Origin of the sequence: Pseudomonas fungipugnans (assembly GCF_029955235.1) — a bacterium.
In the GTDB taxonomy this organism is placed as follows: Bacteria; Pseudomonadota; Gammaproteobacteria; order Pseudomonadales; family Pseudomonadaceae; genus Aquipseudomonas; species Aquipseudomonas fungipugnans.
The window spans coordinates 1,205,410-1,221,930 of sequence record NZ_JARBWL010000001.1 but is presented as its reverse complement, the minus strand read 5'-3'; the positions used below and the strand labels follow the sequence as shown (position 1 = coordinate 1,221,930).

General features: G+C 61.6%; 17 protein-coding genes. 8 read left to right on the top strand and 9 right to left on the bottom strand.

Translation table 11 applies throughout. From position 1 onward, the window contains the following. The first annotated feature begins 86 nt into the window (after positions 1 to 86). Genes POF45_RS04825 through POF45_RS04815 form a run of 3 tightly spaced genes read left to right on the top strand, consistent with a single transcriptional unit; the run spans position 87 to position 4,036 of the window. Positions 87 to 1,382 carry a sialidase family protein gene (locus POF45_RS04825; protein WP_282315223.1) on the top strand — a complete coding sequence of 432 codons (1,296 nt, stop codon included), beginning with the start codon at positions 87 to 89 and terminating at the stop codon, positions 1,380 to 1,382. Then, on the top strand, positions 1,382 to 1,996 hold the full coding sequence (locus POF45_RS04820) for a hypothetical protein (protein WP_282315222.1): 615 nt from the start codon (positions 1,382 to 1,384) through the stop codon (positions 1,994 to 1,996). The genes POF45_RS04825 and POF45_RS04820 overlap by 1 nt, the downstream gene beginning before the upstream one ends. A gap of 3 nt (positions 1,997 to 1,999) precedes the next feature. Continuing rightward, on the top strand, positions 2,000 to 4,036 hold the full coding sequence (locus tag POF45_RS04815; RefSeq protein ID WP_282315221.1) for an LTA synthase family protein: 2,037 nt from the start codon (positions 2,000 to 2,002) through the stop codon (positions 4,034 to 4,036). Between the two features lie 512 nt (positions 4,037 to 4,548). Here POF45_RS04815 and POF45_RS04810 read toward each other — a convergent pair. From POF45_RS04810 to POF45_RS04775, 8 genes are all read right to left on the bottom strand, one after another. Continuing rightward, the gene (locus POF45_RS04810) at positions 4,549 to 4,764 is read right to left on the bottom strand and encodes a YXWGXW repeat-containing protein (RefSeq protein ID WP_259494842.1); all 216 of its coding nucleotides are present in this window, start codon (positions 4,762 to 4,764) and stop codon (positions 4,549 to 4,551) included. Positions 4,765 to 4,851: 87 nt separating this feature from the next. Further along, complete coding sequence (locus POF45_RS04805; protein ID WP_259494841.1) at positions 4,852 to 5,331, bottom strand: periplasmic heavy metal sensor; 480 nt, start codon at positions 5,329 to 5,331, stop codon at positions 4,852 to 4,854. After that, the gene (locus POF45_RS04800; RefSeq protein WP_259494839.1) at positions 5,328 to 5,768 is read right to left on the bottom strand and encodes a hypothetical protein; all 441 of its coding nucleotides are present in this window, start codon (positions 5,766 to 5,768) and stop codon (positions 5,328 to 5,330) included. Before POF45_RS04800 ends, POF45_RS04805 begins: the two co-directional genes overlap by 4 nt. Continuing rightward, positions 5,765 to 6,346, bottom strand: coding sequence for an RNA polymerase sigma factor (locus tag POF45_RS04795; protein WP_259494838.1), 582 nt, complete (start codon positions 6,344 to 6,346; stop codon positions 5,765 to 5,767). Before POF45_RS04795 ends, POF45_RS04800 begins: the two co-directional genes overlap by 4 nt. A 144-nt stretch (positions 6,347 to 6,490) precedes the next feature. After that, the gene (locus POF45_RS04790) at positions 6,491 to 6,811 is read right to left on the bottom strand and encodes a YXWGXW repeat-containing protein (protein WP_259494836.1); all 321 of its coding nucleotides are present in this window, start codon (positions 6,809 to 6,811) and stop codon (positions 6,491 to 6,493) included. A gap of 510 nt (positions 6,812 to 7,321) precedes the next feature. Further along, on the bottom strand, positions 7,322 to 8,020 hold the full coding sequence (locus POF45_RS04785) for a dienelactone hydrolase family protein (protein ID WP_282315219.1): 699 nt from the start codon (positions 8,018 to 8,020) through the stop codon (positions 7,322 to 7,324). Positions 8,021 to 8,103: 83 nt separating this feature from the next. Continuing rightward, positions 8,104 to 9,219 carry a DmpA family aminopeptidase gene (locus tag POF45_RS04780; RefSeq protein WP_282315218.1) on the bottom strand — a complete coding sequence of 372 codons (1,116 nt, stop codon included), beginning with the start codon at positions 9,217 to 9,219 and terminating at the stop codon, positions 8,104 to 8,106. A gap of 153 nt (positions 9,220 to 9,372) precedes the next feature. Beyond that, positions 9,373 to 10,476 (bottom strand): extracellular solute-binding protein, encoded by a 1,104-nt coding sequence (locus POF45_RS04775; RefSeq protein WP_282315217.1) that lies wholly within the window; start codon positions 10,474 to 10,476, stop codon positions 9,373 to 9,375. A gap of 109 nt (positions 10,477 to 10,585) precedes the next feature. Between POF45_RS04775 and POF45_RS04770 the strand changes: the two genes are divergently transcribed. Next, a complete protein-coding gene (locus tag POF45_RS04770) occupies positions 10,586 to 11,359 on the top strand; it encodes a helix-turn-helix transcriptional regulator (protein WP_259494827.1) in 774 nt (257 codons plus the stop codon). Between the two features lie 166 nt (positions 11,360 to 11,525). Here the strand turns inward: POF45_RS04770 and POF45_RS04765 are convergent, their stop codons facing one another. Beyond that, positions 11,526 to 12,467: a class I SAM-dependent methyltransferase gene (locus POF45_RS04765; protein WP_259494825.1), complete on the bottom strand. Its 942-nt coding sequence runs from the start codon at positions 12,465 to 12,467 to the stop codon at positions 11,526 to 11,528. A 243-nt stretch (positions 12,468 to 12,710) separates the two neighbouring features. Between POF45_RS04765 and POF45_RS04760 the strand changes: the two genes are divergently transcribed. The 4 genes from POF45_RS04760 to POF45_RS04745 all read left to right on the top strand — a co-directional run bounded on the left by POF45_RS04760 (position 12,711) and on the right by POF45_RS04745 (position 16,508). Next, a complete protein-coding gene (locus tag POF45_RS04760; RefSeq protein ID WP_282315216.1) occupies positions 12,711 to 13,337 on the top strand; it encodes a cytochrome b/b6 domain-containing protein in 627 nt (208 codons plus the stop codon). Beyond that, positions 13,334 to 14,113 (top strand): molybdopterin-dependent oxidoreductase, encoded by a 780-nt coding sequence (locus POF45_RS04755; protein ID WP_259494821.1) that lies wholly within the window; start codon positions 13,334 to 13,336, stop codon positions 14,111 to 14,113. Before POF45_RS04760 ends, POF45_RS04755 begins: the two co-directional genes overlap by 4 nt. A gap of 75 nt (positions 14,114 to 14,188) precedes the next feature. Next, on the top strand, positions 14,189 to 14,485 hold the full coding sequence (locus tag POF45_RS04750; protein ID WP_259494819.1) for a pentapeptide MXKDX repeat protein: 297 nt from the start codon (positions 14,189 to 14,191) through the stop codon (positions 14,483 to 14,485). 316 nt (positions 14,486 to 14,801) lie between these two features. Next, entirely contained in the window at positions 14,802 to 16,508 is a 1,707-nt protein-coding gene (locus tag POF45_RS04745; protein ID WP_282315215.1) for a ShlB/FhaC/HecB family hemolysin secretion/activation protein, read from the top strand. Positions 16,509 to 16,521 lie beyond the last annotated feature (13 nt).

Genomic DNA, 16,521 nt, shown 5'->3' with positions numbered 1-16,521 from the left:
CTTCCACAGGGACTGTTTAGTGCCATACAAATTCTGTTCCCACAGGGATGTCCTTCGTTTCCCAACGCAGCAGTAACGGGTCATTTATGCGTGCGCTTTCCTTTCGCCTGATGTTTGTCTGTAGCAGCCTGCTGCTGGCGGTAATTTTTGTTGCCGCCTGGCGCAGTCACCCTGATCACTCGCTGTCGCTGTTCGCCCAGGCACAACCGGCCGCTGATGCCGGGCCAGGCGTCGAAGCGCCGCAATTCAACAGCCGTTTTGTCTCCTCCCAACTCAACGACTTCGTGCACTCATCGTCGGTCACGGCCTTGCCCGGCGGCGACTTGATGGCGGTGTGGTTTGCCGGCTCGCGCGAAGGCGCCGCCGATGTGCAGGTGCGCACCGCACGGTTCGATACTCGCAGCCGCGAGTGGGGCGCCGAGCACGTGCTGGCCACCCGCGAGTCCACCCGCGACGGCACCCAGCGCTACATCCGCAAACTCGGCAATCCGGTGATTGCCTTGGCGCCGGACCAACGCCTGTGGCTGTTCTATGTCTCAGTGTCAGTGGGCGGCTGGGCGACCAGCGCGATCAACGTGATGGTCTCTGAGGACATGGGCAAGCACTGGTCGGCGCCCCGGCAGTTGATCACTTCGCCGTTTTTCAACATCAGCACCCTGGTACGTGCCGCGCCGGTGTTCCATGCCGACGGCTCGATCGGGTTGCCGGTGTATCACGAGTTCATGGGTAAATTCGCCGAATACCTGTACCTGAGTGCCGAGGGTGCCGTGATTGATAAATTTCGCATCAGCCGGGGCAAATATTCCTTGCAGCCGACTATCGTGCCGCTGGACGAACGCCGCGCCGTGGCGATGTTGCGCTACGCCGGGGAAACCCATCACCGGGTGCTGGCCAGCCGCACCGAAGATGCCGGGCAGACCTGGAGCGAGCCGTATCCGCTGGAGCCGTCCAACCCCAATTCGTCGCTGGCGGCGGTGGGTACGGCGGGCGACGGCATGCTGGTGGCGCTCAACGATCTGCAGGACGGGCGCTTCAAGCTCAGCCTGTACGGCACCAACGGCGATCTCAACGACTGGCGCAGCATCGTCGAACTCGATCAATCCCCCGATCCGCTGGGCCAGCCGTTCTCACCAGAGGCCTATAAGGAAATCATCGGCGAAGGCTTTCGTGCGTCCAGTGGCGCACGTCGTTTGCCGCTGGAACAGCGCTTCCTGAGCAACCTCGATTACCGGGTCTGCAAACCCAAAGGCTGCGACTTCGAGTACGAGTACCCGTACTTCAGCCGCAGCGCGGACGGCATGTATCACCTGGTCTATTCGTGGAATAACACCTTCATCAAACATGTCAGCTTCAACAATGCCTGGCTGGCGGAGCGCCTGTGATGTTTTCTGAGTGGCAAGCCCATTTGAGTTTTATCCTGCTCGGTTTTCTGTTGTTGAGCGCGTTGCGTATCACCGCGCCCTGGCGACCGTGGTTGCTGCCGGTGCTGGCGCTGCTCGGTTTTGTGCCGGTCGCCGAGCTGTCGCTGGCGGGGTATGTGCGCAGTTTCACTGACGACCTGGCCATCAGCACATTGGTGTTCATGGGCTGGGCGTGTTTGCTGCGCCTGGGCGTGCTGCGGCCGTTGGCTGTTGCGCAGCGGCGCCAGGTGCTGCTGTTGTTCGCGGTACTCGCGGTGGTGCTGTATCCGGCCACGCTCGGTTTGACCTACGTCGATCCGTACCGCTGGGGCTTCAATCCGAGGCCGATGATCGTCGCGATCGGGCTGGTGGCCCTGTTGCTGCTGTGCCTGCGCAACGCCCTTGGGGTGTGGCTGCTGGCGGCCGCTACGCTGGCGTTTGCTCTGCGGCTCAAGGCCTCGGAAAACTATTGGGACTACCTGATCGATCCGCTGCTGGCGGGCTACTGCCTGATCGCCGGAGCCGGGCTGCTGGCGGCTGAGATCTGGCGCCGTCTGCGCAACGTGCGCGGCTCATTCAATACACATCAGGGGTGAACAATGGGCTGGTTGCAATCACGACGCCTGCGCTTTGGCATGGGCGCGATAGCGTTGATGGTGCTGTTGTTCGCCTTGCTGCGGCTGGTGTTTTTGCTGGGGTTTTCCGGGGTCGATGTGCGGGCCATTGGCGATAATCCTCAGTGGCTGCAAACCCTGGGCATCGGCCTGCGTTTCGACCTGCGCCTGGCGGTGTTGCTGATGCTGCCGCTGGCGTTGCTGGCCTGGCTGCCGCGCTGGAATCTGCTGAGCGTACCGGCGTTACGCGGGTTGGCGCGGGTATATCTGCTGTTGGCGCTGGCCGTTGTCGGTTTGGTGTACATCGTCGATTTCGGCCATTACGCCTACCTCGGCGTGCGGATCAACGCCACGGTATTGCGTTATCTGGAGGACGCGCAGATTTCCCGGCAGATGGTCTGGCAAACCTACCCGGTGCTATGGATCGCGCTGGGCTGGCTGGCGGTACTTGGGGTTTGGCTTTACGCCTTGCTGCGTCTGGAGCGGGTGACGCTGGATCGTGCACCGAAAACGATTCGGCGGCGCTCGGTGGTGGTCGGCGCGGGGCTTGGACTGGTCGCGGTGTTGCTGGCCTTGCTTGGCCGTGTCGAGAACCTGAACCTGGAGAACCCGGTGCCGCTGCGCTGGAGCGATGCGTTCTTTTCCGGCAACGGGCAGATCGCCGCGCTGGGGCTTAATCCGGTGCTGTTTCTCTATGACACGCTCAAGGTGGGGCAGTCGCAATTCGACGAGGCGCAGGTACGGCAACATTACCCAGTCGTGGCGCGTTACCTGGGCGTTGATCGGCCCGATTTGCAAAAGCTGAACTTTCAACGCGAGCAGGCGGTGCAGCCTTACGGGGTAGCGGGGCGGCCGGCGCCGAATGTGATGTTCGTCATGCTCGAATCGCTGGGCACCAGCGCCGTGGGCGCCTATGGCAACCCGTTGAACCCGACGCCGAATCTCGACCGGCTGGCCAGTCAGAGCTGGTTTTTCAAGCACTTCTACGTCCCGGTCACCGGCACGGCGAAAACCGTGTGGGCGAGCATTACCGGCGTGCCCGACGTCACTCGCCAGGAGACGGCAACGCGCAACCCGCTGATCACCCGGCAACAGACCCTGATCAACGCGTTTACCAATTACCAGAAGCTCTACATGATTGGCGGTAATGCCGGTTGGGCCAACATCAATGCGCTGATCCGCCAAAGCATCGACGGCGCGCAGTTGTATGACGAAAGTCACTGGCGCTCGCCGTTGGTGGACGTGTGGGGCGTGTCTGACCTGGACCTGTTCAAGGAGGGCGACCGGATTCTGCGCGCCGTGCCCAGGGACCAGCCGTTTTTCGCCTACGTGCAAACTTCGGGCAATCATCGGCCGTTCACCATTCCCAAAGACAATGACGGTTTCAAAGCTCAGGACTTGTCACTGGAGCAGGTGCAGGCCGCCGGTTCGCGCAGCGTGGAGCAATACAACGCGGTGCGTCTGCTGGACTTCAATATTGGCCGGCTGATGGAGATTGCCAAGGCCGGCGGCTATTACGAGAACACGATCTTCGTGTTTTTCGGCGATCACAACACCCGGATCAGTCAGATCCCGCACATGCCGCCGGCCTTTGAGCAGTTGGGGTTGGAGAGCAATCATGTGCCGCTGCTGATCCATGCGCCGGGGTTGCTGCAATCCAAGGTGGTCGAGGAGGCGGTGGGGCTGGCGGACTTGCTGCCGACCGTGGCGGGCATGGCCGGTATGCCGTTCAGCAATGGCGCGATGGGCCGCGACATCCAGCAACCGGCGCCCGAGGGTGAGCGGGTGGTGCCGCTGGTGTTGCGCGAGGGCACGTTCCCGCTGATTGGCGGCGTGACCCGCCATCACCTGCTGCAAATGCAGCATGACGGCAGCTCGCCGACCCTGCATGACCTGGCGTCGAACACGCCGCTGGAGGATGTGGCGGCGCAGAACCCCGAGGAGTTCCAGCGCCTGGTGGAATTGACGCGGGGGCTGCATGAGAGTGCGCGGTTGATGCTGTATCGCAATGTGCGGGAGTAGATATCAATCGTTCAGGTTTTGCGCTGACTATTCCGACGCCTTCGCGGGCAAGCCCGCTCCCACGGTAGACCGAGTGGTTCAGATGAGCGCGGTCCACTGTGGGGGATATCAATTGTCAGGTTTTGCGTTGACTGTTCCGACGCCTTCGCGGGCAAACCCGCTCCCACAGTAGACCGGGTGGTTCAGATGAACGCGGTCCACTGTGGGGGATATCAATTGTCAGGTTTTGCGTTGACTGTTCCGACGCCTTCGCGGGCAAGGCTGCTCCCACAGTGGACCGGGTGGTTCAGATGAACGCGGTCCACTGTGGGGGATATCAATTGTCAGGTTTTGCGTTGACTGTTCCGACGCCTTCGCGGGCAAGGCCGCTCCCACAGTGGACCGGGTGGTTCAGATGAACGCGGTCCACTGTGGGGGCTATCAATCGTTCAGGTTTTGCGTTGACTGTTCCGACGCCTTCGCGGGCAAGCCCGCGAAGAGGCCATCAGCCACGCATTGGTATTGGATCAGACTCAATAAGCCCGCCAATGCCCCGGCATCCAGACCCATTGATTGGCCTGCCAGCGATAATGCCCGGCGACCCAGTGGTAACCCGGCGCCGGCATTACCGGCACCACTTCCACCATCGGTGGCGGCCGATGTGGTCGGTGCGGCGGTTCGACGATGCAGCCGGACAGGGACGCCGCCAGCAGCGTGGCGACGAGGGCAGTTTTGAATAGTCGAGGCATTGCCTGATTCCTTGCGTGAAACCGGCCCGTCCGATTGACGGGCTCACAGGTTGGACAACGGCGCATGGAAAAATCCGTCGCGCCGCGTCAGTTCTTATTGGGGTTCCTGGCTTTTACATTGCTGCGGGCATACAGCGAGTCCGCCAGGGTTTGCCGCTCAGCCGTTGGCAAGGTGGCGGCAAAGTCGGCGATGTTGGCGTCGACCTTGGCCCGCAGGCTGATGTCGGCGTCCCGGGCGCGGCCCAGGTCGCTGTCCAGCGCACCGCGATCCAGATTTGGTGCCTGCAACTGGCGGATCACGTCGAGCCGGGCCTGACGGCTGTCGGCGATCAGCGCCTGGTTGTCCTCACGGGTCTGGCGCAGCATCTGCCGCAGTTCCCGGCGCTTGGCAGGCGGCAATTGCAGCATCACCTGACGCACGCCGTGTTGCGGCAGCGCCAGGTTCTGCACCGGTTTGGCCTGGTTGTGCCATTGGTACAGGCCGCCGGCCAGGCCACCGATCAAAAACACATTAAGCACCAGGGACACCGCCAAAACGGCCTTGAAATGCTGGGTGGGCTGGGTCACTGGTCGGTCTCCTCGGCGTTGATACTCATGACGACATCCGCATCGCTTTGCTCAAAGATGCTCGGCAGCGCCTCGGACGAGGTCGGCAACATCAGCGGCAGTCCGAACGACACCACCAGCATGCCTGCGGCAATCCCCGCCAGCCCGACGCCGACAAAGCCGGCCTTTGACCACCAGTCCATGTGCCGCCGCCAGAACGACGGCGCCGGGGTCAACGTGGCCGAGGCGACGATGCTGCGCACCAGTGCCGGTGACGCTGCGGGCACTTGATGGCTGTCAAGCAGGCGATCGAGCAATCGCGCCTGATGCAACGTCGCCAACGCCTGGGCATTGCCGCTGTCGAGCAGGGCCTGGGCGCCGGTGCGCTCGGCGGAGGGCCAGCGTCGCAGCTCGGCGCCATAGGCATCGGCCAACTGATGGAAGCGTTCGGGCGTCATCTTGTTTCCCTCCTTGGGCCGGTGTCGTCACGGGACTCGGCAAGGTGATTACGCAGGTTGCGCCGGGCCCGGGAGAGCAGGCTTTCCAGTGCATCGACGGAAATGTTCATCAGTTGCGCCGCCTCGATGTTCGACAGGTCCTGGTAGTACTGCAGCACGATGGCTTCGCGCTGGCGTTCGGGTAACGCGGCCAGCGCGGCGGCCATCAGGTCGCTCTGGGCACTGGCTTGCAGTAGCTCGTCCGGCAGCGGCGCGGGGTCCACGGCTTCGGGCAGTTCATCGCTGTCGGCCAGGGGCTGTTCCTTGCGCCGGCGCAAGCGGTCATAGCACAGATTCAGCGCCACCCGGTGCAACCAGGTGTCGAAGCGCGCCTGACCGCTGCGCCATTGGCCAGCCTGTTTCCAGATACGCAAAAACGTGTCCTGGGCCACGTCCCTGGCTTCATCGGCATCACCCAGCAAGCGGCCGGCGAGTGCCAGCAGACGGGGCAGCTTGCGCGTGACCATCTCGTTAACGGCCTGTGGTTCGTTGTTGCCAATACGGGCCAGCAACTCAACGTCCGGATCGGTTTCGTTCAAATGGCAAGTCTCGGGCCGGTGACGGGATCAGTGGGGGCGGGCGGCGGCAGGACAGAGCTGATTTCTGGCACAGAGCCCGTGGCGAGGGCGCTCCCTCGCCACGGGTCATTCATCACACCTGTAACCTTGTCGCCGTCCGTGGACTCAACGGACCCAGTGGCCTTCGATCCAGTACCAGTTCGGGCCGCGTGCCTGCCAGTGTCCCGGCATCCAGCGATGGCCGTGGCGCATGGGCTGCCAGTGACCGGGTGCCCAGACGTAACCGCGACCATCCCAGCGCCAGTGGCCGTTATCCCAGGCATAACCGGGGCGCGGCGCGGGCATCATCTCGGCGCGCATCGGCGGCGGTGCCTGCTGGATGTACATGGGGGGCTGCGCAAAAACCGGCGTGCTCGCCAGCGCGGCGAGCGCCAACGGCACGAGCAGAACCTGCCGCAACGTGAACAGGGGGCGCATAAAGTTCATGACAACTCCTCAAGGCCTGCATCGGAATGTGAATGCAGTTGATGAGTTGAACGCTAGACCGGGAAATAATCCGTCGCGGGGAAAATGAAATTAATGTCAGGTCGGGATCAACGGTTTGGTGGCTATCGAAAGTAGGAGAGACCGCGACGGATTTTCATCGCCGCCCCGTTCAATGAGTAACCGCCAGCAGACCTGCGCTGCTGGTCTGTCATTGACCCATGAGGATCCGACCATGTCCCGTTTTCTGAAGTTGATCGCCTGTGCTCTGGTTGTAGCGAGCCTGAATGGGTGTGTGTTTTATGGTGGCCATCCGCATGCTTGCTGCTGGCGTTATGGGTATGGGTATCACCATTACTGAAGCACTTTCAGGCTGAATACATGACCTGGTGGGAGCGAGCTTGCTCGCGAAGAGGCCGTGTCAGTCGACATCAATGTTGAATGACATACCGCCTTCGCGAGCAGGTCGAATCGTCGCACCGTCGCTCCCACAAGGGGGTTGTGGTGTCAGGGTTATAGATTCTGGCTCAGGAATATCAGCGAATTGCCATGCGCCTCCACCGACGCTCGCTGGTTGTAGCTGCTGCGGTGAGAGCAGTTGAAACCATGCTCGGCGCCCGGATACACCTGGATATCGACGCCGTCGTTGTTCTCGAAGCGCTCGGCGATTTTCTTCACCGCATCCATCGGGATGTGGCTGTCCTGTTCGCCGAAGTGCATCAGCATCGGCACCTTGATTTCATCGGCCCGTTGCAGCTGGTTCTGGATGCCGCCGCCGTAATAGGCGATGGCCACGTCGACCAGGCCGTTGGCGGCGGTGTTGTAGGCCAGCATGCCGCCAAAACAGAAACCAATGGCTGCGATACCGCCTACCAGACCGGGTTGGGCCTTGAGCGCGTTGAGGGTCAGTTTGATATCGGTCTGCGCCTTGCCGACGTCGGTGGCGTTCATCAACTCGACCGCCCGTTTCCAGCCGGCTTCGTCGTAGCCCAGCTCGATGCGCGGACCACTGCGCCAGAACAGGTCCGGGGCGATCACCAGATAACCATCAGCGGCGTACTGCTCGGCCACCGAGCGGATGTGTTCGTTGACGCCGAAAATCTCTTGAATCAACACGATCCCCGGACCTTTGCGGGTATGGGGAATCGCCAGGTAGGCGCCGAATTTACCGTCGGCGCTGTCGATCTCGATCCATTGGGTGGTCACGCTCATGGGGGGCTCCTGTCATCGCGGGTGAGTGGCGTAACGTGGGCAAACTCACTCAATGTAGACCAATCCCCATGGCGGCGACGGGTTTACCGGACTCCCGGCCATCCCGCCTGAGCCAAGGCGTCGAGCAGTGTCGCGGCGTCCAGTCCCGGCACTGTGTGGCCATTGCCCTGGGCGGTGTCTGAAGCCAGCAACGCATTGATGATCGCTTCTTCCACCGCCTCGGTGGCGGCCAGGAACAGTTCGCTGATGTGATCATTGTTGACCATGCGCAGGTTGTCGCAGGTTGGCGCGCCTTTGCCTTCATAGGCCGCGGGCGGTACCTGGTTGCCAGTGGCGAAGGCGATGAAGATGTCACCGCTGTGGTCTTCGTTGCCGCCCCCGGTACGGGCCAGGCCGAGGCTGGCGCGCTGGGCCAGGCGTGTGCACTGGTGCGGCAACAACGGCGCATCGGTGGCCAGGCAGACCACAATCGAGCCCATGCCCGGATGCGGCAACGAAGCCTTGAGGAATGGCGAATCGACCTGTTCCATGTAGCGTCCGACCGGGTAGCCATCGACCCGCAGTTCGTGACGGATGCCGTGGTTGGCCTGGACGATGGCGCCGACGGTCCAGCCGCCCTGGGCTTGGCTCAGACGCCGGGACGAGGTGCCGATGCCGCCCTTGAATTCATGGCAGATCATGCCGCTGCCACCGCCGACATTGCCTTCGGTGACCGCACCGCCCACCGCTGAGTGCAGGGCCTGGGCGACGTGTTCGGGCTTTACGTGAAAGCCGTTGATGTCGTTGAGCAAGCCGTCGAACGTTTCCAGCACGACAGGCATGTTCCAGTAGAGGCGGCCGTCATCCGGCTGCTGTTCACGGTCCAGGGCAATCAGCGCGTCGCGGACCACGCCCAGGCTATGGGTGTTGGTAAAGGCAATAGGGCTGGTCAGCAGGCCGGCTTCGCGAATCCATTCCAGGCCGGTCGCATCGCCATTGCCGTTGAGTACATGGACCCCGGCAAAACACGGCTGTTGATTGGTTGAACCGGCACGCGGCTCGATCAGCGTGACGCCGGTATGGATGTCGCGGCCAAGGGCGCTGAGGCCGCGCACGTTGCTGTGGCCGACGCGTACGCCGGGCACATCGGTGATGGCATTGAGCGGGCCGGGTTGCAATTGGCCGAAGCGGATATTGAGGTCGCGGGCACGTGGTTTCATGGGTGTTCTCATCTTCAGTTCAAGTATTCACAGACGGGCACAGGCCCCTGTGGGAGCGGGCTTGCCCGCGATAGCGATGCGCCGGTCACGGTCCCTGTTGGAAGTGCTGGCCCCATCGCGGGCAAGCCCGCTCCTGCAGGGATTGCGGTGTGGTTACTGGCCGTTTTTGACCTTGCTCCATACCCGCGTGCGTACGCGCTCGGTCGCCGGCGGCAGGGGTTGCAGGGTAAACAGCGTGGCCATGGCCTCGGCCGAGGGATAGACCGCCGGGTTGTTGCGCGTCGCTTCGGCCACCAGCGGCGTCGCGGTGCGGTTGCCGTTGGGGTAATTCAGAAGATCACTGATCGGGGCGATGACCTCGGGGCGCATCAGGTAGTCGATAAAGGCCAGTCCCTGCTGCGGATTCGGCGCGTCCTTGAGCATGACCAGCGTGTCAAACCACACCGGAGCGCCTTCCTTGGGCAAGCTGTAGGCGATCTTCACGCCATTGCCGGCCTGCTCCGCGTTGGTCTTGGCTTCCAGCATCGCCCCGGACCAGCCCACTGCGACGCAGATATTGCCGTTGGCCAGATCGCTGATGAATTTGGACGAGTTGAAGTAGGCGATGTGCGGGCGCAACTTGAGTAACAGCGCCTCGGCTTTTTTGTAGTCTTGGGCGTTGGTGCTGTTGGGCGGCAAGCCCAGATAATGGAGGGCCACCGGCAACATCTCCGACGGCGAATCAAGCATCGCCACGCCGCAGTCGCCCAGTTTGGCCAGGTTTTCTTCCTTGAAAATCAAATCCCAGGAATCCACGGGCGCCTTGTCACCGAGTGCGGCGCGGACCTTGTCGACGTTGTAGCCAATGCCATTGGTGCCCCACAGGTACGGCACGGCGTATTGGTTGCCGGGGTCGTTGTTGGCCAGTTTGGCCAGCAGGTCGGCGTCCATGTTCTTGAAACCCGGCATCTGTGCGCGGGGAAGCGGTTGCAGGGCGCCGGCCTTGATCAGGGTCGGCAGGCTGAAATTGCTCGCCACCACCACGTCGTAGCCGCTGCGGCTGGTCAGCAGTTTGCCTTCCAGTACTTCGGCGCTGTCGAAGGTGTCGTAGACCGGCACGATGCCGGTGTCGCGCTTGAAATCGTGCAGGGTCGTGGGGCCGATATAGTCGTACCAGTTGTAGACGTGCACGGTGGGCGCATCGGCGGCCACCGCCACTAGCGACACCGACACCAGGGCACCCAGGCCAAGATTGATATACGAACGATGACGACTCATGATGCGGCACTCCTGGCCTCTGCGGGCCGGTGATGTCAGGAGTGCACAGCCTATCGACAGGATGGGGGACTACCCATTCCCGTCACGGGTTACTCGAAAGGGGTAGAGCGTGGACGCATTGCTGAAAGAATTACCGATACACCAGAGTCTGGCACGGGTGTTTGGCGCGTTGGGGCAGGACAGTTTCTGGCGGACGCTGGTAGACACCTTGCGTCTGCTGGTGCCGCTGGATAACGCACTGGTGGCGCTGATGCGGTCGGGTCGGGTGCCGCGCCTGCTGATCGATTTCGACTCCAAGGGTAGCCCTGACGAACACGAGGAACTGGCCCACTACAGCGCTGGCATGTACCTGCTCGACCCGTTCTATCAAGCCGCTTGTGCAGGCATTGCCGACGGCTTGCACAGCCTCGATTCGCTGGCGCCTGACCAGTTTCAGCAGAGCGAGTATTACCAGAGCTATTTTCGCTCAGTGGTGGGCGGCGATGAGTTGCAATTCATGATCAACGTGGACGGCGCCGTGCTCGGTTTGTCCCTGGGACGTGCGACGCGTTTTGACCTGGCGGAGCAGGGCCGCTTGCTCTGCGTGCGCGATTGGGTGCTGGCGGCGATGAAGCGGCACCTGCAACTGGTGCCGGCGAAAGAGTCGGTTATCGAGGCGGTGGCCGGTGATCTGGCGACGTTGCTGGATCGTTTCGATGCGCGTTTGACGGCGCGGGAAGTGGAAACGGCGCGGCTGATCCTGCAGGGGTTTTCCAGCAAGGCCATGGCGCAGCAACTGGGGATTTCACCGGAAACGGTGAAGGTGCATCGGCGCAATCTGTATCACAAGCTCAATGTGAACGGGCATGGGGAGTTGTTTGCGTTGGTGCTCAAGCCGCGTTGAGATCCCTCATTCACAGTCGCTGCCACAAGGGGCTTGAGGTGAACACAACCGCAATCAACTGTGGGAGCGAGCCTGCTCGCGAAGACGGCAGCACATCCCGTATCAATGTGCCTGACCCGGAACGCCGCCCGGAGCAAGCCTGTTCCCACGTTGAATCGCCCGTGTTTCAGGTGTTCTGTTTGAACACCAACGCCTTCAACCCGCAGTCGCTGTCGGTATCGGGAAACTCCGGTGGGTTATCCAGGCGCTGCACAAATTGCAGGCTCGGTGCCTCGCGTGTGACGCCGTCGATCAGGAACGCCGGGCCGAATGCCGGGTCGTTCATGCAGGCCAGCACCGTGCCGTCGGCGGTGAGCAATTCCGGCAACCGGCGCAACACGCGCTGATAATCCTTGGTCAGCAGAAAACTGCCTTTCTGGAACGACGGCGGGTCGATGATCACCAGGTCATACGGGCCTTTGCCGATCACCTTGCCCCAGGATTTGAACAGGTCGTGGCCGAGAAAACTCACCTTGCCCAAGTCATGGCCGTTGAGCCGGTGATTGTCGCGGCCACGGTTGAGGGCCGGGCTGGACATGTCCAGATTGACCACCTGCGTCGCGCCACCTTCGATGGCCGCCACGGAAAATCCGCAGGTATAGGCAAACAGGTTCAACACGCGCTTGCCTTCGGCGTTGGCTCGCACCCAGTCGCGGCCATAGCGCATGTCGAGGAACAGCCCGGTGTTCTGTTTACGCCCCAGATCCACCCGATAGCGCAGGCCGCCCTCGGTGATGTTCATGTCCTCGATGACTTCGCCCAACAGCCACTCGGTGGTGCTTTGCAGCAGGTAGCGGTGTTGCAGCAGCAGGGTGTGTGCACCCGATTGTTGCCACTGCGCCGAGCGGGTGATGTCCATCAACAGTTGTTTCAGTGCTTGCAGTTGCTCAGGTTCCGGCTCCTTGAACAGCGCCACCAGCACCACGCCCTGCAACCAGTCGACGGTCAACTGCTCCAGCCCTGGCCAGCAGCGCCCGCGCCCGTGGAACAGGCGACGGGTTTCGGCCGGCGCGGCGGCCAGGGCGGTCAGCAGGTGAGCGTGCAGGGTGGCGAGGGCATCTGGGGTCATCGGGTCGGGTCGGTGGTGAGAGAAGGGGCGGCATTTTAACCCTAAATGCATTCCTCACAGGCAACCCAAAACCAATGTGGGAGCGAGCTTGCTCCCACGGGGTTCTGCATTGATCAAAAGATCCTGTTCCAACCCAAACCAACGGTGGGGAGCAGTTATCACGTTTAATTTAACTTTACGTGAGGATTTGGCGATCAGTCGGTTCCTATACTTGGACCCAACAACAATCAACTGGAGCCGATCATGTCGCAGGCGCCTGCTTCTTCCCGCATTACCCGAAACAGCCATCCACGCTGGCTGCGCCTGACCCACTGGCTCAACGCCCTGGCGGTACTGGTGATGGTCACCAGCGGCTGGCGTATCTACAACGCCTCGCCGCTCTACGGTTTCAGCTTTCCGTCATCGGTCACCCTCGGCGGCTGGCTCGGCGGTGCGCTGCAATGGCACTTCGCGGCGATGTGGTTCCTGGCCGTCAACGGCCTCATTTATCTGATCATCAATCTGGCCAGCGGTCGCCTGTTCCGGCGCTTTCTGCCGGTCTCACCCAAAGGCGTCCTGCACGACCTGTGGGCAGCGCTAAGAGGGCGGCTGGGACATGCCGACCTCAGCCATTACAACCAGGTCCAGCGCTTTGCCTACCTGTTTGTCATGCTCGACATCACGATGATGGTGCTGTCCGGGCTGGTGCTGTGGAAGTCGGTGCAGTTCCCGTTGTTGCGTGAATTGCTGGGCGGTTATGAAGGGGCGCGGCAGGTGCACTTCATTGCGATGGCGCTGCTGATGGCGTTTGTCGTGGTGCACTTGGTGATGGTGTTGCTGGTGCCGAAAACGTTATGGGCGATGCTGGTCGGTCACAAGGAGTCGGTATGAAAAAGCGCATTGAAGGACTGGATGAAGCGTCGATCCTGGCCGATGCCAGAAAAGTGCTGGCGCCGCGCATCGAAGACCGCTCCCGGCGTTCGTTCCTGCTGCGGGGCCTGACCCTCGGCGGCGTGGCGATGTTGTCCGGTTGCAATATCAGCGACAACGACAGCGTCGAAACCGCGCTGTCGTCCATGTCGCGCTTCAACGACCGGGTGCAGGGCTGGCTGTTCAATCCCAACGCGATGGCGCCGACCTACCCCGAATCGATGATTACCCGGCCATTTCCCTTCAATGCCTTTTACGGCATTGACGAAGCCCCCGTCGTCGCGCAAGACAGCTATCGCCTGGAAGTCACCGGCCTGGTCGCCGACAAACGCAGCTGGGCACTGGCGGACCTGCGCGCCATGGCCCAGACCGAGCAGATCACCCGCCACATTTGCGTCGAAGGCTGGAGCGCCATCGGCCGCTGGGGCGGGGTGCGCTTCAGTGATTTCCTCAGACGCGTGGGCGCCGACACCGATGCCAAATACGTTGGCTTCAAATGCGCCGACGACTACTACACCAGCATCGACATGGCCACCGCGCTGCATGCGCAAACCCTGTTGACCCTGACCTACGACGGCGCCGTCCTGCCGCGTCAGTACGGTTTCCCGATGAAGCTGCGCATGCCCACCAAGCTGGGCTACAAGAACCCTAAACACATTCAGGCGATTTTCGTCAGCAACATCTACAGCGGTGGCTACTGGGAAGACCAGGGCTACAACTGGTTCGGTGGCAGCTGATGCACGCACCCCGATAACCACCGCGCAGCCCGCGCTGCGTCCATTCGCAACCTGATCTCCAAAAGGAACTGCACCATGAAAAAGCTAGCCACCACCGTACTGTCCCTGTGCCTGGCCATGGGCGTCGCCAGCGTGTACGCCGCCGATACCATGAGCAACGACAGCATGAGCAACGGCTCGATGTCCAAAGACAGCATGTCCAAGGACAGTATGAAAAAAGACACAATGAAAAAGGACTCCATGGGCAAGGACACCATGAAGAAAGACAGCATGAGCAAGGACGCAATGAAGAAAGACGCAATGTCCAAGGACGCGATGAAGAAAGACAATATGTCCAACGACAGCATGGGGGCAGAAGGCTCCATGAAGTAAGGACAGCATGTCGCAGTCAGCAAAAAGGTCCTGATTCCTTCAACAAACGAACGTTAAACCTGTGGCGAGGGAGCGTGCTCCCGCTGGGGCGCGAAGCGGCCCCTCTCTTTTCGAAAAGAGGGGGACTGCTCAACAGCCTGGCGGGAGCAAGCTCCCTCGCCACAGTTATTTTGTGGAGTAGTCAATTTCTTGACTGATGTCGTACGACCGTTCGTCGCCAATATTGTCAGAATTGATACAGAATTTGACGCCAGAATAGTGGCTCTCTAATATCGCGCCACTATTTTGCTATCAGTCTCCATTCGAGGGATCGAACATGTACCCACCCGCCCTCGTGGCGAGGTTGTGCCTGGCTTTGCTGTGCCTTTCTCCACTGAATCTTGCTTACGCCGCCACCAACCCCGGCGACACCGACCTTATCCGCGACCGTCAGAATCGCTTGCTCGAAGAGCAAAGCCGTCGTCTGGAAGAACTCAAGGATCTGCCTGGCAAGGAAGCCAGACCAACGACTCCGGCAGCCCCTGCCGACAGCCGTTGCTTTCCCATCAAAGACATCGAACTCAGCGGCGCCGACAGTCTGTCCGCCGCTGAGCAGCAGCGCCTGCTCAAGTCGTATATCGGCCAGTGCCTGGGCGTCACCCAGCTCAATGAACTGCTGAAAGTCATCACCGACCGCTACATCGAGAAAGGCCTGGTCACCAGCCGTGCCTACCTGCCGCAGCAGGATTTGTCCACCGGGCATCTGAAAGTGCTGGTGGTCGAAGGCCGGCTCGAAGGCTTGAAGGGCGCCGATGGCAGCAAGCTGTCGGAGCGCGAGCTGGCCATGGCGTTTCCCGGCAAGGCCGGCGAGCTGGTCAACCTGCGCGAGATCGAGCAGATGGTCGATCAGCTCAACCGTTTGCCGTCGAATCAGGCGCAGATGGAGTTGTCGCCGGGCAAGAACGTCGGTGGCAGTGAAGTGCTGGTCAAGAACACCCCGCAGACGCCCTGGCGAGCCGGGTTGTCGCGCAGTAACGACGGCCAGCGCAGCACCGGTGAGCAGCAGTGGGGCACCACCTTCGACTGGGACAGCCCACTGGGTCTGGCCGATCAGTTGAATCTTCGCGGTGGCCACGATGCGATGAGCGATCACCAGCACACCTCCAGCAACGCGATGCTCAACTACAGCCTGCCGTGGGGCTGGTGGACCTTCAATTACACCTATAACCAGAGCGACTACCGCTCGCAGATCGCCTCCAATGGCTACAACTTCAAGCAGACCGGCGACAGCGAAAACCATCAGTTGCGTGCCGAGCGCGTCATCTACCGCGACGCCATGAGCAAGACCTCGCTCAGCACCGGTCTGTCGTACCTGCGCACCAACAATTTCATCGAAGAGAGCAAGCTCAAGCAGAGCAGCAATCGCATCAGCGAAGCGCAGTTCGGCATCAACCACGGTCGCCGGATCGGCAGCGCGTTCGTCAACCTGGACCTGGGCATGCAGCAAGGCATCGGCGCGTTCGATGCCCAGGGCAACGGCCATCCCGGTCCCTCTGATCCAGATGCGCGTTACCGCAAATACACCGCCACGGCGAGCTACCTGCAACCGTTCAAACTGTGGGGCGAGTCGTTCAGTTTCAGCAGCCTGATGACCGGTCAACACAGTGAAGACGTGCTGTTCAGCCCGCAACGCACCAGCCTCGGCGGGCAGTCGTCGATTCGTGGCTACAAGGACCAGTCGCTGTCCGGCGACAGCGGCGGCTACTGGCGCAACGACCTGCGCTGGACCCGCCCGGTCAACGTTGAATGGCTGCGCCCGGTGTTCGCCGAATACGGCACCAGCCTGGGCTACGACCAGGGCGTGATCAGTGATGATCGCTACAACGGCGAGCAACACGGGCGCATGTCCAGCAATTCGCTGGAGTTGTTCGCCAAGGGCCAGCACCTGGCTGCCAGCGTGACGTTCGCCCATTCCCTGGAGCGACCGGCCGCGCTGACCGAGCGTGAAGCGCCGATCTATTTCCGTCTGGATTTCTTCCTTTAATTTTTGCCCGCCC

Coding starts and splice junctions, on each gene's coding strand:
- POF45_RS04780 (WP_282315218.1), bottom strand. CDS start 9,219: ATGAAACCACGTGCCCGCGACCTCAATATCCGCTTCGGCCAATTGCAA.
- POF45_RS04785 (WP_282315219.1), bottom strand. CDS start 8,020: ATGAGCGTGACCACCCAATGGATCGAGATCGACAGCGCCGACGGTAAA.
- POF45_RS04800 (WP_259494839.1), bottom strand. CDS start 5,768: ATGACGCCCGAACGCTTCCATCAGTTGGCCGATGCCTATGGCGCCGAG.
- POF45_RS04745 (WP_282315215.1), top strand. CDS start 14,802: ATGTACCCACCCGCCCTCGTGGCGAGGTTGTGCCTGGCTTTGCTGTGC.
- POF45_RS04750 (WP_259494819.1), top strand. CDS start 14,189: ATGAAAAAGCTAGCCACCACCGTACTGTCCCTGTGCCTGGCCATGGGC.
- POF45_RS04765 (WP_259494825.1), bottom strand. CDS start 12,467: ATGACCCCAGATGCCCTCGCCACCCTGCACGCTCACCTGCTGACCGCC.
- POF45_RS04790 (WP_259494836.1), bottom strand. CDS start 6,811: ATGAACTTTATGCGCCCCCTGTTCACGTTGCGGCAGGTTCTGCTCGTG.
- POF45_RS04755 (WP_259494821.1), top strand. CDS start 13,334: ATGAAAAAGCGCATTGAAGGACTGGATGAAGCGTCGATCCTGGCCGAT.
- POF45_RS04825 (WP_282315223.1), top strand. CDS start 87: ATGCGTGCGCTTTCCTTTCGCCTGATGTTTGTCTGTAGCAGCCTGCTG.
- POF45_RS04760 (WP_282315216.1), top strand. CDS start 12,711: ATGTCGCAGGCGCCTGCTTCTTCCCGCATTACCCGAAACAGCCATCCA.
- POF45_RS04820 (WP_282315222.1), top strand. CDS start 1,382: ATGTTTTCTGAGTGGCAAGCCCATTTGAGTTTTATCCTGCTCGGTTTT.
- POF45_RS04775 (WP_282315217.1), bottom strand. CDS start 10,476: ATGAGTCGTCATCGTTCGTATATCAATCTTGGCCTGGGTGCCCTGGTG.
- POF45_RS04810 (WP_259494842.1), bottom strand. CDS start 4,764: ATGCCTCGACTATTCAAAACTGCCCTCGTCGCCACGCTGCTGGCGGCG.
- POF45_RS04815 (WP_282315221.1), top strand. CDS start 2,000: ATGGGCTGGTTGCAATCACGACGCCTGCGCTTTGGCATGGGCGCGATA.